The organism is Yinghuangia sp. YIM S09857 (genome assembly GCF_051388915.1).
GTDB lineage: Bacteria > Actinomycetota > Actinomycetes > Streptomycetales > Streptomycetaceae > Yinghuangia.
Window position 1 is genome coordinate 236,155 of the sequence record NZ_JBPKBH010000012.1, and the last position, 12,920, is coordinate 249,074.

At 72.8% G+C, this 12,920-nt stretch carries 14 protein-coding genes; 9 read left to right on the top strand and 5 right to left on the bottom strand.

Annotated features, from left to right (window positions below; translation table 11 throughout):
* Positions 1–619: 619 nt before the first annotated feature.
* From ACRX5S_RS25230 to ACRX5S_RS25240, 3 genes are read left to right on the top strand one after another with little or no spacing between them, the layout of a single operon-like run.
* Positions 620–829 carry a hypothetical protein gene (locus ACRX5S_RS25230; RefSeq protein ID WP_436775367.1) on the top strand — a complete coding sequence of 70 codons (210 nt, stop codon included), beginning with the start codon at positions 620–622 and terminating at the stop codon, positions 827–829.
* Position 830: 1 nt separating this feature from the next.
* Positions 831–1,745: a hypothetical protein gene (locus tag ACRX5S_RS25235; protein WP_436775368.1), complete on the top strand. Its 915-nt coding sequence runs from the start codon at positions 831–833 to the stop codon at positions 1,743–1,745.
* Positions 1,742–2,089 carry a hypothetical protein gene (locus ACRX5S_RS25240; RefSeq protein WP_436775369.1) on the top strand — a complete coding sequence of 116 codons (348 nt, stop codon included), beginning with the start codon at positions 1,742–1,744 and terminating at the stop codon, positions 2,087–2,089. Before ACRX5S_RS25235 ends, ACRX5S_RS25240 begins: the two co-directional genes overlap by 4 nt.
* Positions 2,090–2,237: 148 nt before the next feature.
* Here the strand turns inward: ACRX5S_RS25240 and ACRX5S_RS25245 are convergent, their stop codons facing one another.
* Complete coding sequence (locus tag ACRX5S_RS25245; RefSeq protein WP_436775370.1) at positions 2,238–3,614, bottom strand: NADP-dependent succinic semialdehyde dehydrogenase; 1,377 nt, start codon at positions 3,612–3,614, stop codon at positions 2,238–2,240.
* A gap of 251 nt (positions 3,615–3,865) precedes the next feature.
* Positions 3,866–4,870, bottom strand: a complete 1,005-nt coding sequence (locus tag ACRX5S_RS25250) for a helix-turn-helix transcriptional regulator (RefSeq protein ID WP_436775371.1) — start codon at positions 4,868–4,870, stop codon at positions 3,866–3,868.
* Between the two features lie 61 nt (positions 4,871–4,931).
* Between ACRX5S_RS25250 and ACRX5S_RS25255 the strand changes: the two genes are divergently transcribed.
* A complete protein-coding gene (locus tag ACRX5S_RS25255; protein WP_436775372.1) occupies positions 4,932–5,498 on the top strand; it encodes a DinB family protein in 567 nt (188 codons plus the stop codon).
* Positions 5,499–5,611: 113 nt separating this feature from the next.
* The gene (locus tag ACRX5S_RS25260; protein WP_436775373.1) at positions 5,612–6,073 is read left to right on the top strand and encodes a VOC family protein; all 462 of its coding nucleotides are present in this window, start codon (positions 5,612–5,614) and stop codon (positions 6,071–6,073) included.
* Positions 6,074–6,116: 43 nt separating this feature from the next.
* On the opposite strand, the gene ACRX5S_RS25265 is transcribed toward ACRX5S_RS25260, so the two are convergent.
* From ACRX5S_RS25265 to ACRX5S_RS25275, 3 genes are all read right to left on the bottom strand, one after another.
* Positions 6,117–6,599, bottom strand: coding sequence for a VOC family protein (locus ACRX5S_RS25265; RefSeq protein ID WP_436775374.1), 483 nt, complete (start codon positions 6,597–6,599; stop codon positions 6,117–6,119).
* Positions 6,600–6,660: 61 nt separating this feature from the next.
* Positions 6,661–7,563: a helix-turn-helix domain-containing protein gene (locus ACRX5S_RS25270; RefSeq protein ID WP_436775375.1), complete on the bottom strand. Its 903-nt coding sequence runs from the start codon at positions 7,561–7,563 to the stop codon at positions 6,661–6,663.
* A gap of 517 nt (positions 7,564–8,080) precedes the next feature.
* On the bottom strand, positions 8,081–8,473 hold the full coding sequence (locus tag ACRX5S_RS25275; protein ID WP_436775376.1) for a nuclear transport factor 2 family protein: 393 nt from the start codon (positions 8,471–8,473) through the stop codon (positions 8,081–8,083).
* Between the two features lie 112 nt (positions 8,474–8,585).
* Between ACRX5S_RS25275 and ACRX5S_RS25280 the strand changes: the two genes are divergently transcribed.
* The 4 genes from ACRX5S_RS25280 to ACRX5S_RS25295 all read left to right on the top strand — a co-directional run bounded on the left by ACRX5S_RS25280 (position 8,586) and on the right by ACRX5S_RS25295 (position 12,852).
* Complete coding sequence (locus ACRX5S_RS25280) at positions 8,586–9,149, top strand: PadR family transcriptional regulator (protein WP_436775377.1); 564 nt, start codon at positions 8,586–8,588, stop codon at positions 9,147–9,149.
* Between the two features lie 61 nt (positions 9,150–9,210).
* Positions 9,211–11,520: a molybdopterin cofactor-binding domain-containing protein gene (locus tag ACRX5S_RS25285; RefSeq protein WP_436775378.1), complete on the top strand. Its 2,310-nt coding sequence runs from the start codon at positions 9,211–9,213 to the stop codon at positions 11,518–11,520.
* Positions 11,521–11,529: 9 nt separating this feature from the next.
* Positions 11,530–12,006, top strand: a complete 477-nt coding sequence (locus ACRX5S_RS25290; RefSeq protein WP_436775379.1) for a (2Fe-2S)-binding protein — start codon at positions 11,530–11,532, stop codon at positions 12,004–12,006.
* Between the two features lie 21 nt (positions 12,007–12,027).
* The gene (locus ACRX5S_RS25295) at positions 12,028–12,852 is read left to right on the top strand and encodes an SDR family oxidoreductase (protein WP_436775380.1); all 825 of its coding nucleotides are present in this window, start codon (positions 12,028–12,030) and stop codon (positions 12,850–12,852) included.
* The last annotated feature ends 68 nt before the right edge of the window (positions 12,853–12,920 follow it).

Consider the following 12,920-nt stretch of genomic DNA (forward strand, 5'->3'; position numbering starts at 1 on the left):
CGGGCCATCCGTTGGCCCGCCCCTCCCGCTTGTGTGGGGCCCGCTTCTCGGCACCCGGGATCCCCGCCAACCCGTTGTCGGCACGGATTTCCGCATGTTCGTTCCGCGGGATGACGCGCCCGCGCGGCTTGCCAAGCACAATTCCGGGCACTGCATCTGTAGCTGTCCGCAACTGTTTGGACCGTGGTTCCGGAGATCCGGACCAACTGCATGGATCCGTCGCCCAGCGAACGTCGTCTAACGAACAGGACTGACAGGGACGTCTGTTGCCGAACAAGGAGTGATCGATGTCCGGCACCGGCACATGCGTACGGGGGCGCCTGCCCGACAGGCGTACGAGCGGACCACCGGCCCGAGCACGGTCGCGGCCGGCCCGACGGCCCCGACCTGACGCCGGACCGCGACCCCGGGACGTCCGCGAGTAGCCCCAGCCCCCTGCTCACGCGTCTTGATTACGTGCCCACCTGGTCCGCGGCATCCGCCGCATCCGGCCCGCGCCTGCGACCCGACCCCGGAACTCCCGACAGCCCCCGACCCGACCAGGGCACCGCCCCGATTCCCCCGGGGCGGTGCCCTGGGCAGCCGACGCCCCGATTCCCGTACCGAGACGGAGAATTCCATGAGCTATCTGGCACTGCGCGAAAGAGGCGGCCCGTCGCCGGATCCGGCACCGGCCGGGCTCCCCGCCCACCACTACGACCCCAACGCCGGGCTGAACGTCCTGGACGGCGACGGCGCGGTCCTGGTGGAGACGGTCGGGTCCGTCATGTTCGGCTTCACCATCACCAACCATCCGCCGCCCATCGGCGCGAAGAAGGACGACGACTGAAATGCCCGCCCGGACGCGGGCCGTCCGCGTGGTCGTGGTCACCAGCGACGACGACTACACGGCCGACATGGTCGTACGCGGGCTCCCGCGCGAAACCTTCGTCCGCCTCGACCCGGGGCGCCTGCGCCCCGGGACCATCCTGAACGCGCCCGCCCCCGACGGGCCGTGCCTGGTGGACAACCGCGTCGTACCGCCGGGCGCGGCCGTGTGGTGGCGCAAGCCGACCCCGGCGCGCGACCTGACCGGCGACCGCGCGTGGGCGGCCGACGAGACCACCAGCCTGCTCGAAGGCATGCTGCACAACGCCACCGCGGCCGGACACTGGATGAACACTCCGGCGGCGGTGGCGCGCATCCGTCCCAAACCCGTGCAGTTGGAACTCGCCCACCAGGTGGGCCTTGCCGTCCCGGACACCCTGGTGACGACGGACGCGCAGGAGGCGTCCGCGTTCATCGCGGGCGGTCCGACCGTGGTGAAGCCGACCACGCAGCGGTTCACCGACTTCGCCCCCGTCTTCCGCATCACCCCCGGCGACGACCTCGCCGGCATCGGCGGCGCGCTGTGCCTTTTGCAGCGCGAGGTCACCCCGAAGACCGCCGACTGGCGGGTGACCCTGGTCGGCGACGAGGTCTTCGCCTGCCGCATCACCGAAGCGGAACTCGACTGGCGCACACGCCCGAACGACTGCCGCTACAGTGCCGAGGACCTGGACGATTCCACCGCGGACAGGCTCCGCCGCTACCGCCTCCGGGCGGGCCTCAACCTGATCGCCTTCGACCTCGCCGAATCCGCAGACGGCACACTGTGGTTCCTGGACGCCAACGCCAATCCCGAATTCGGCTTCCAGGAGATCGCCACCCGGGCCCCCATCACCGCGACGCTGGCCCGATGGCTGCAAGGAGACGACCGGACATGACGACGAGCACCGGGTGTGCGCACACGTGGGAGCACGTGTACATGGGCCGATCCGGCGACGGCGGGCACACCAACCGGTGGACGTGCGCCAAGTGCGCGGCCGTCGAGTTCAGCACCGCGCGCCAACCGCCCTGTGCCGGGACGCCCACCGCGGGCGTGCCGGGCATCGTCGCCGGACAAGTCTGGGGCGCGTTACCCGGCGCGGCGATGACCCGCTGCGCGCGGTGCGCACTGGTGACCGTACGCGCCGAGGCCGCGTGCCTGGACGACGCCCACGACTGGCCGCCGGACGGGGGCAGCCGCTGCCGGCGGTGCGGGCACACCGTCCTGGAGTTGTACCGCTGAGCGTCGGCGGGCTCCGTTCTCGGGTACTGCCGGTGGACACCGGGCGGGCGCCGGTTCTCCGGGCACCGCCGGTGGACACCGGGCGGGCGCCGTCGGCAGCGGGGCGCTCGACCGGGACTCCCGGTCGGGAGTGCGCGCGGTCGGCCGATCAGGCCACCCACACCGTCTTGGCGTTGCAGAACTCCCGGATGCCCAGGGCCGCCAGCTCTCGGCCGTAGCCGGAGCGCTTGATGCCGCCGAAGGGCAGGTCCGGCGACGACGCGACCATGCCGTTGACGAACACCGCGCCCGCCTCCAACTCGTTCACGAACAGCTCCCGCTCGGCCGCGTCGGTGGTCCACGCGGCCGACCCGAGGCCGAACGACGTGGCGTTCGCGACCCGGACCGCCTCGTCCGCGGACCCCACCCGGTAGAGCTGCGCCACCGGACCGAACACCTCCTCCTCGGCCATCCGCATCTCCGGCGTGATGCCGGCGACCACGGTGGGCGGGTAGAACCACCCGGGCCCGTCCGGCACCTCGCCGCCGCACAGCACGTCGGCGCCGCGCGCGACGGCGTCCGCGACCAGCTCGGCGACATCGGTACGGCCCTGCTCGGTGGCGAGCGGGCCCACGTCCGTCGCCTCGTCCGCCGGATCGCCCACCCGAAGGTCCCGCATGCGGGCGGTGAAGGCGTCCGCGAACGCGCCGTACACCGCCTCGTGCACGATGAACCGCTTGGCGGCGATGCACGACTGCCCGTTGTTCTGCACCCGGGCGGTGACCGCGGTGGCCACCGCGGCGTCCAGGTCCGCCGACGGCATCACCACGAACGCGTCGCTGCCGCCCAGCTCCAACACCGTCTTCTTGACCTCGTCGCCCGCCACGGACGCCACCGCCCGCCCGGCCACCTCGCTGCCGGTCAGCGTCGCGGCCGCCACCCGTGCGTCCCGCAGCACGCCCTCGACCTGCCGCGACCCGATCAGCAGGGTCTGGAAGCAACCGCGCGGAAACCCGCCCTCCGCGAACAACTCCTCCAGGAACAGCGCGGTCTGCGGCACGTTGGACGCGTGCTTGAGCAGGCCGGTGTTCCCGGCCATGAGCGCGGGCGCCGCAAAGCGCACCACCTGCCACAGCGGGAAGTTCCACGGCATCACCGCCAGCACGACACCCAGCGGCTGCCAGCGCACCATGGCCGCCGACGCCTTGACCCGCGACGGGTCGGCCAACGGCTCGTCGGCGAGGAAGCGCTCCGCGTGCTCGGCGTAGAACCGCATCGTGGTCGCGCACTTGGCGGCCTCCGCCCGCGCGGCGGCGATCGGCTTGCCCATCTCGGCGGTCATCACGCGGGCGATCTCGTCCCGCCGGGCGTCCAGGACGTCGGCGGCGGAGTTCATCCGGCGCGCCCGGTCGGCGTAGGCGGTACGCCGGTACTCCCGGAAGGTGCGGTGCGCGAGCCCGATGCGCGCGTCCACCTCCTCCGCGCTCAGGGACTCGAAGGTCTTCAGCGTTTCGCCGGTGGCGGGGTTCACGGATGCGACAGTCATACGGTGCTGCTTCCCCGTCGCGGGGGAATGCCACCGGGACCGGCCGTGATTCCCCCGCTCGCACGCCCGCGCCCGCCGGGGTGACCGCGCGGGAGCGCCACCCGGGGCCCCAAGGTGCCGGAGTCGCCCGCCCCGGCGCCCGCGCCGACCGGGACGCCCCTCGCCCGCGCCCGTTGCGGGCGTTCTCCCCCGGTAGCCCGCCGGGTCCCCCGATCGGCACAGTCGCCCAAGGGCGGATGCCGCCGTCCGATTCACCCGTCCGAAGGGCCCGCGGCGTACAGGCGTTCGGCCATGGCGCGGCACTGCTCCCTCAGTTCCGGCGGGTCGACGACCTCGAAGTCGTGGCCCAGGAGCAGCACATGGAGGAGCACGCTGTCCAAACGCTCGCCGCCGCTGAGGAGTTCGCAGCGGTCGGGGCCGGCCGGACGCACGACTGCCGCGGACGCGGAGACCTGGGTGCGCACGGTCTCCGCAGGCGCGTGGACCAGGAAGCGCGCCTGCCGCGGGTAGACCCGGCTCGCCACGCCCTCTTGGACGTACGTCGCCGCGTCCGGTGCCTCGCGCGGCCGGAACCGGAACGTCCGCGCCGAGACGCCGGTCATCCGGTCGACGCGGAAGCTGCGCCAGCCCTCGCGGTCCAGGTCGTAGGCGAGGAGGTACCAGCGCCGGTCGGAGGCGACCAGCCGGTACGGCTCGACGCGCCGCCGCACGGGGCTCCCGCCCGCCGCCCGGCCGGACGGCGGGTAGTCGAACGCGGCCTCGACCTCGTCCCGGCAGGTCCGCGCGAGCAGCATCAGCACCGCGGGGTCGGCGGACGCGGTTCCGCCGCCGAACGACGCCACCGACCCGGCCAGCGCGCGCACCTGCTCCCGCAGCCGGGCCGGGAGCAGCCGGTCGAGCTTGCTCAGCGCCCGCAGCGCGGCGTCCCCGGCCTTCCCGCCGCCCACCCCGCCGACGCCGCCCACCCCGCCCGCGCCGGTCAGCAGCGCGGCCACGACGGCGACGACCTCCTCGTCGTCGAGCAGCAGCGGCGGCAGGTCCTGCCCGGCGCCGAGCCGGTATCCGCCGCCGACCCCCTGTTCCGCATGCACGGGGTAGCCGAGGGCGCGCAGCCGCTCGACGTCCCGGCGGACGGTCCGCACGGTGACGCCGAGGTGGCGCGCGAGGTCGGGCCCGGTCCAGAGACTGCGCTGCTGGAGCAGGCCGAGCAGGGTGAGCACCCGCTCCGTCGTGTCGAGCCCGTCGGCGTCCGCCATGCGTCCACCCTGCCAGAGATAGCGGACGTATCCTGTCCGCTATCAATGCCAGGGTTGCCCCATGGACGCACATGAATCCGCCTGGAATGAGGCGTTGTGCACGCAATGGGAGTTCCACTGGACGCACCTGGTGCGCAAACGGCTCGACGGCCTCACGGATGAGGAGTACTCGTGGTCACCGGTGCCCGACGCCTGGGGCGTACGCCCGGTCGGGACCTCCACCGCGCCGGTGCGCCTCGGCACCGGCCGCTTCCGGATCGACTACGACCCCCGAGGACCGGAGCCGGCGCCGTTCACCACGATCGCGTGGCGGCTGGGGCATCTGATCGCCGGTGTGCTCGCGGCCAGGAACGCCGAGCACTTCGGCGCACCGGCGGCCTCGTACGAGTCGTGGGAGTACGCCGGGACCGCGGCCGAAGCGCTCGGTCAGCTCGACGCGCAGGTGGCGTTGTGGCTGGACGGCGTGCGCGGCCTCGGCGACGCCGGGCTGCGGCGCCCGATGGGCGAGGCCGAGCCGTTCCCGGACGCGCCGATGGCCGACCTCGTCCTGCACGTCCACCGCGAGCTGATCCACCACACGGCGGAGGTTTGCCTGCTGCGCGACCTCCTCCTGCACAACCCGCGCTGAAGCGGGTACCGCGTGAGAGCCGCGTCGCAGGGGCGGCCTCACAAGGCCGGCTCGCAAGGCGACCCTGTAAAGACCACCTCGTACCCGCACCTCCCGATGAACGGAGCGATCCCATGAGCCGCGAATTCCAGGTCACCTTCGACGCCCACGACCCGCGGGCGTTGTCGTCCTTCTGGCGCGACGTGCTGGGCTACGTCCACCCGGGGCCGCCCGGCGTCGACCTGCCCGCGGGCGCGGACCCGCTCGCCGCCTGGGACGAGTTCCTGGCGAAGATCGGCGTACCCGAGGACCAGCGCAACAGCCGGTCCGCGCTGGAGGACCCGGACGGGCGGGGCCCGCGGGTCTTCTTCCAGCAGGTACCGGAGGGCAAGACCGCCAAGAACCGGGTCCACCTCGACGTTCGCGTCGCGCCCGGACTCACGGGGGACGAGCGGATGGCGGCGCTGGAGGCCGAGTGCGACCGGCTGGTCGCGCTGGGCGCGGAGCGCGTACGGCGCTACGAGCCGGAGCCGCCGATGGGCACGGGCTTCATCGTGATGCTCGACCCGGAGCGGAACGAGTTCTGCCTGGACTGACCGACGACGGGAGCCCGCCACCCGGCGGGCTCCCGTCCGCCGCTCAGCTGTGCATGCGCGTGGTGCGCTCCTGGATCTGCTCCGGCGTCAGGTCCTCGCTCGTCCGGAACACCATCCACAGGTGGCCGAACGGGTCGGCGACACGCCCGCCACGCTGTCCGTAGTCGTGGTCGGTGACCGGGAAGACCACGGTCGCGCCGCCGCGCACCATGGCCTCGGCGGTCGCGTCGGGGTCGGCTGCGTCCACGGCCATGATCACCGGGGAGCCGCCCAGCGTGGTCGGCGACGGATCGCCGTCGGCCTCGTCCTTGACCGCGACCCGCACCCCGCCGATCCGCAGCATGGCGTGCACGATCCGGCCGTCCGGATCGGTGTAGCGCTCCAGTTCCTCGGCGCCGAACGCCGTGCGGTAGAAGTCGATGGCCCTCGGCCCGTCGGACACGACGAGACGGGGGTAGAGCCCGTTGACGGCCTGCTTTCCGGTGCTGTTCTTGTCAGAGCTGTTCTTGTCACCGCTGTTCGTCATGCCTTCATGATCCGCGCGACCCCGCCGCGGGGATTGTAGAAATCGGCGGGCACCGGACCCGTCACCCGTCCAGTGGAACGTGGTTGGGCTCGGTGGCGGAGCGCGGCACGTACGCGGTCGGGGTCATACCGGCCAGGTCGCGGAACTCGTGGATCAGGTGCGCCTGGTCGTGGTATCCGCCCTCGGCGGCGAGCGCGGCCCAGTCGGGGTTGCGGGGGTCGGCGTTGACGCGGGCCAGCAGGTGCTGGAAGCGGCGGACGCGCGCGTACCGCTTCGGCGAGAGCCCCATCTGCACGTCGAACCTCGCGGTCAGCCTCCGGGGCGTCCAACCGAGTTGGTCGGCCGCCTCCCGGACGGACGCTCCGCGGTCGAGGCGCGCGGCGGCCGCGCGTACCGCCGGATCGGGCCCGGCGCCGGCCTCGACGCGTGCGAGCAGGGCCGCCTCCAGCGCCCGCAGGCACGCCTGCGGCCCGCCGACCGCATTGGCCTCAAGCAGCCTCTCGCGCAACACCGCGCCGTCGGTGCCCCACAGGTCGTCGAGCCCGACAAGCCGATCGCGCGCGGCCGACAGCGGGACGCCGAAGAGCGGATGCGCCCCGGCGGTGTGGAAGGCCACCCACACAACGGCCCGCTGCTGCGACGGGTCCACCACAACGGGCCCGGTGGACGGCCCCTGTAGCGCGGCACCCCGCGTCTGCCGCTCGGCCCCGGGCTCCGCCGGAGGCCCCGAGCCCAGTCGGTCGCAGTGCATGTTCACGAGCATCTGCGGCCCGCCGTGAGGCAGTACGACCTCGGCCCCGTGCCCGGACCACGACTCCGCGTAACCGATCGACCGGATCAACGGCCGAAGCGCCGCCGCAACCGGCGGCCCCGCCAACGAAACTCCCCGAGCGCACGCGGCATCCGGCGGCGCCCCGACACCCGCGTCGGCGCGCTCACCCGCGAAATCACGCTCGTGCCCCACATATGCACCCTACGACGCCCCTCGGACGCGCCACCCGCACCGCGCACGCCGCGACCTGGGCACCGTCCAGAAGGCGAACCCGGCGCCGCGGCGGCGACCGGTGCTCCGCCCCACCCCGCTGTGCCGCGGGCGGGGGGGGTCGGCGTCCGTGGCGTCCGCGCAGCCGAGCGCCTCCAGGACCCGTGCCGGCTTCTGTGCGGCACGCGGGGACGTCGACGTCCGCGGCGTCCGCGCAGCCGAGCGCCTCCAGGACCCGTACCGGATCGCACTCGGGAGGCGCCGAACGAGCCGGAGCAGCGCGTCCTGTTCCTCATCAGCTTCCTCATCGACTTCCTCATCGACGCGATCGTCGGGATGCTGCCGCACCGCATGGGCATGACGGGCGAGCCGATGGGGTCGGCCGATGTGGAGGCGCCGGTCGAGACGGCGGTGGGGTACGCCGCCCCCGAAGGGTGAGCCGGGCTCGGAGGCGTGAGCCGGCTCCGAAGCGCGGTGTCCGCTTGGGGCGGAGCCTGTCCTAAGCCCGTTGGGCCTCCGCGCGAATGCGGTCGAACTGCGCGGCCATGGCGGCCGCCAGGGCCTGCGCCGCGGACAGCGGGCGCACCATGACGACGAAGTCGTCGATCAGGCCGTGCTCGTCGACGTGCAGGAAGTCGCAGCCGTGCACCTCCATGCCGCCGACCTTGGCCTTGAACTCCAGCGCGTGGTCCCGGCCGTCCGCCCCGGACATCTCGCGGACGTAGCGGAAGTCCTCGAAGACCCGGATGACGCCGCGCAGGATCGCCGCGGTCATGGCCTTCCCGGTGTACGGCTTGAACGCCACTGGGCTGGTGAACACGACGTTCTCGGCCAGGAGTTCCTCGATGGCGGCGTGCTCGCCGGACTCGACGGCCTTGCGGAAGGGGTGCATGCCGGCGCGCTCCATAATCAATTTGTTGACTACCTGGAGGCGACGCTAGCGTCCAGTCATCCTTTTGACCAGTCGCATCCGCGAATAATCGCGTGCGGGCTATGCTCCCCCCATGGCGCTGCGCAACGCGATCATGGCCACCCTCCTCAGGGGCGAGGCTTCCGGCTACGACCTGGCGAAGATCTTCGACGCCTCGGTGGCGAACTTCTGGATGGCCACGCCGCAGCAGCTGTACCGCGAGCTGGAGCGCATGGAGGCGGACGGTCTGCTCGCCGCGCGCGTCGTGGAGCAGGAGCGCCGCCCCAACAAGCGCATGTTCTCCCTCACCGAGGCGGGCCGGGCCGCCCTGCACGCGTTCACCGCCGAGCCGTCACGCCCCGGCGCGTACCGCGACGAGCTCCTGGTCAAGGTGCAGGCCGTCGACGCGGGCGATCCGGCGGCGGTCCAGGAGGCCGTGCGGGAGCGCCTGGCCGGGGCCAAAGCCAAGATCACCAGGTACGAGAATCTGCGCGCCCGCATGCTGGACGGCCGCTCCGAGGACGACTACCTGGCCGGCGCGGAGCGCATCGGCCCCTACCTGACGCTGATGCGCGGCCTGTCCTTCGAGCGCGGGAACGTCCGCTGGTGCGAACGCACGCTGGCGGTCCTCGCCCAGCGGGCCGCCGTCCCGCGGTAGCGGAGCGCGGCACCGCCGCGGAAGAAGATCCCGGACGCGAACTCACCGCAGAGGAGCACCGATGGCCGATCTTCCGCCCGGCGGAGTGCCCCGCCGCCGCTTCCTCGGCTACGTCCTGGGCGCGTCGACGCTCACGGTCGCCGCGCCGCTCGGCGGGCAACTGCTCGCCCCCACCGCCGCCGAGGCCGCGATCCCCTCGCTGCCCGGCCTGTCGGAACTCGCCGACCTCAACGAAATCCTCACCCTCGCCGCGCTGCCGACCGCGAACCTGATCGGCATCCGGATCGAGGACGACGGCACCGCGTCGTTCGCGCTGCCCCGCGCGGAGGTGGGCCAGGGCGTCACCACGTCCAGCGCGATGCTGATCGCCGAGGAGCTGGACCTGCCGCTCGACAGAATCCGCGTCACGCTGGCCGACGCCCGCCCCGAACTGCTCTTCAACCAGCTCACCGGCGGTTCCAACACCACCTTCTCAACCTACACCCCCATCCGCGTCGCGGCGGCGATCGCCCGGGGGCGGCTGCTGGCCGCGGCGGCCGAGGAGTTCGGCGTGCCCGCCGCGAAGCTGACGACCCGTCTCGGCGTGGTGGCAGCGCCGGGCGGACGCAGTGCCACGTACGGCGAACTCGCCGCCAAGGCCGCGAGTCTGACGACGCTTCAGGTCGCGGTCGAACTCAAGTCGGCCGACGGGTTCACCGTCATCGGGACGCCGCGCAACCGCATCGACGCACGCGACTCGGTCACCGGCCGCAAGAAGTTCGCGATGGACCTGCACGTGCCGAACGCGCTGCCGACCATGGTGTGCCGCCCGCCCACCGTCAACGGCACCGTGCGGTCGGTCGCGAACCTCCCCGAAGTCCTGGCGATGCCGGGCATCACCGACGTCGTGCCCGTCTCGACAGGCGTCGCGGTACGCGGCCGGACGTTCGGCCAGTGCATCGACGCGGTCCGCGCGCTGCGCGTCGCCTGGGGCCCGGGGACCGCCGAAGGCGCCTCCGACGCCTCGGTGTACGCCGAGCTCCGCAAGGCGGAACTCCCACTCGTCGTACCACCGTTGCCGATCCTGACCCGGGCTGTGGACCTCCGCTTCACGTTCGCGTTCGCGGGCAACAGCGCGCTGGAGACGAACTGCGCCATCGCCGACGTCCGCTCCGACCGCGCCGAGATCTGGGGCTCGCTCAAGTCGCCGGTCACCGCGCAGGAGGCGATCGCCGTGCGGCTCGGCCTGCCGGTGCACGAGGTCAAGGTCCACGTGGTCGAGGGCGGCGGGTCCTTCGGGCGCAAGCTGTTCTTCGACGCGGCGCTCGAAGCCGCCGAGATCTCCCGGGCGATGGGCAAGCCGGTCAAGCTGATGTGGCACCGCGCGGACGACGCCCGGCAGGGCCGCACGCATCCGATGTCGCTCTCGCGGGTGCGCGCGACGCATTCGCTCGGCCAGGTGCTCAGCTACGAGCAGCGCCATACCTCGGTGTTCACCGACTTCGGCCACGGCCTCGGCGAGCTGCTGACCGCGACCGTCGCCGACCTGCCGGTCGGGGACCTGGCGTTCTCCGAGGCGATCTTCACCCTGACGCAGGAGACCCCGTACAACTTCGGCCTCGTGACACAGCTTCTGAACGAGGTCGACCGGGGGTTCAACACCGGCAGCATGCGCAACATCTACTCCCCCAACGTGCGTTGCGCCCAGGAGCTCGTCGTCGACCAGCTCGCCTCCGACATGGGGAAGGACCCGTATCGCTTCCGCCGCGACCTCCTGCGGAACGCCCGGGCCCGGGCGGTGCTCGACAAGGTCGCCGAAGTCGGTTCGTGGGGAAGGGAGTTGCCCGACGGCGTGGCGCAGGGCATCGCGCTGCACCCCGAATACCACTCGGTCGTCGCCGTGTTGGCCGAGATCGACTGCCGCCCGCAGACCACCGGGCGGCAGATCCGGGACGCCGTCACCGGACCGCGCGTGACGAAGGTCGTCTGCGCCGTCGACGTCGGCCTCGCGGTCAACCCTCGCGGCCTGGAGGCCCAGATGATGGGCGGCATCATGGACGGCATCGCCCTGGCCCTCACCTCCAGCCTCCATTTGAAGGACGGGCACTTCCTGGAGGCGAGCTGGGACGACTACTTCTACACGCGCCAGTGGAACACCCCGCTCGAACTGGACATCGTCGTGATGCCGCCGACGACCGGAGAGCCGGGCGGGGCCGGGGAGTTGGCGGTCGCGGCGGCGATGGCCGCGGTGGCGTGCGCGTACCGCCGCGCCACCGGGACGATGCCGACCACGTTCCCGATCAACCACAACGGGCCGCTCGCGTTCGAGCCCAAGCCGACCGTCCCGCCTGTCCCGCAGTCCCCCACCGACGGCCGCGACCGCGCGTACTAGGAGCCCTCCGTGCCCGAACACTCCTTCCGGCTCAACGGCGAGCCGGTCACCGTCGACATCGAGGACGACGTCCGGCTGCTGTGGGTGCTGCGCGACGTCCTCGGCGTGACCGGGCCGAAGTACGGCTGCGGAATCGGCGTCTGCCAGGCCTGCACGAGCCACCTCAACGGCAAGGCGTTCAACCCCTGTTCGGTGCGCGTGGCCGACGTCGGACCGGACGACGAGGTCACCACGATCGAGGGCCTGCCCGGCACCGTCGGCCGCGACCTGCACCCCATGCAGGAAGCCTGGCTCGCCCGCGACGTCGCGCAGTGCGGCTACTGCCAGCCGGGCCAGATCATGGCGGCCGTGGCCAAGGTCCGGCAGGCCCGGGCCGCCGGACACGAGATCGGCGACGCCGACCTGGACGAGATCCGCAACATCTGCCGGTGCGGCACGTACCACCGCATCCGCGAAGCCATCCGCGAAGCGGCGGAGAATTTCTAGGGAACCAGGAGGGAACCCCGAGTGCAGATCACCGGCAAGGGCGCCGTCGTCACCGGCTCCGCGGGCGGGATCGGCGCCGCCATCGCGCAGCGCCTGCTCGAACACGGCGCCCGCGGCGTCGTCGTCACGGACATCGACGCCGAACGGCTGGACGCCACCGCGAAGCGCCTCGCGGCCGACCATCCGGGACGGGTCGAGGCCGTCGCGGGCGACGCCGCGTCCACCGACGGCATCACCCGCCTGATCGCCGCGGCCGAGCGCGAATTCGGGCCGGTGGACCTGTACTTCGCCAACGCCGGGGTGACCGGCGGCGCGGGGCTCGACGCGACCGAGGAGGACTGGAGCCGCGCCCTCGACGTCAACGTCATGGCCCACGTACGCGCGGCGAAGCTCCTGGTGCCCGGGTGGCTGGAGCGCGGCGAGGGCTACTTCTTCAGTACCGCGTCCGCGGCCGGGCTGGTGACGCAGATCGGTTCGGCGGGCTACGCGGTGAGCAAGCACGGGGCGGTCGCGTTCGCCGAGTGGCTGGCGGTGACGTACGGCGCGCGCGGCGTCCGCGTGAGCTGCCTGTGCCCGCAGGGCGTGCGCACCGAACTGCTCATGGCCGGCACGCGTTCCGAGGACGCCGTCGAACGGGCCGGCGCCCAGGCGGTGCTGGAGGCAGGCGAGCTGCTGGAGCCGCTCGACGTCGCCGACCAGGTGGTCGAAGCCGCGGGCGACGAACGCTTCCTGGTCCTGCCGCACCCGCAAGTCCTGGAGTTCTTCCGCCGCAAGGGCGCGGACTACGACCGCTGGATCGGCGGCATGCAGCGGTACCAGGCGTCGGTCGCGCGACCCGGTTCCTGACCCCGCTCCGGCCACGCCTCCGGGAACGCCCCGACCGGCGTCGGCCGACCACCCCCCAACAGGGTGGC

Coding starts and splice junctions, on each gene's coding strand:
- ACRX5S_RS25230 (WP_436775367.1), top strand. CDS start 620: ATGAGCTATCTGGCACTGCGCGAAAGAGGCGGCCCGTCGCCGGATCCG.
- ACRX5S_RS25235 (WP_436775368.1), top strand. CDS start 831: ATGCCCGCCCGGACGCGGGCCGTCCGCGTGGTCGTGGTCACCAGCGAC.
- ACRX5S_RS25240 (WP_436775369.1), top strand. CDS start 1,742: ATGACGACGAGCACCGGGTGTGCGCACACGTGGGAGCACGTGTACATG.
- ACRX5S_RS25245 (WP_436775370.1), bottom strand. CDS start 3,614: ATGACTGTCGCATCCGTGAACCCCGCCACCGGCGAAACGCTGAAGACC.
- ACRX5S_RS25250 (WP_436775371.1), bottom strand. CDS start 4,870: ATGGCGGACGCCGACGGGCTCGACACGACGGAGCGGGTGCTCACCCTG.
- ACRX5S_RS25255 (WP_436775372.1), top strand. CDS start 4,932: ATGGACGCACATGAATCCGCCTGGAATGAGGCGTTGTGCACGCAATGG.
- ACRX5S_RS25260 (WP_436775373.1), top strand. CDS start 5,612: ATGAGCCGCGAATTCCAGGTCACCTTCGACGCCCACGACCCGCGGGCG.
- ACRX5S_RS25265 (WP_436775374.1), bottom strand. CDS start 6,599: ATGACGAACAGCGGTGACAAGAACAGCTCTGACAAGAACAGCACCGGA.
- ACRX5S_RS25275 (WP_436775376.1), bottom strand. CDS start 8,473: ATGCACCCCTTCCGCAAGGCCGTCGAGTCCGGCGAGCACGCCGCCATC.
- ACRX5S_RS25280 (WP_436775377.1), top strand. CDS start 8,586: ATGGCGCTGCGCAACGCGATCATGGCCACCCTCCTCAGGGGCGAGGCT.
- ACRX5S_RS25285 (WP_436775378.1), top strand. CDS start 9,211: ATGGCCGATCTTCCGCCCGGCGGAGTGCCCCGCCGCCGCTTCCTCGGC.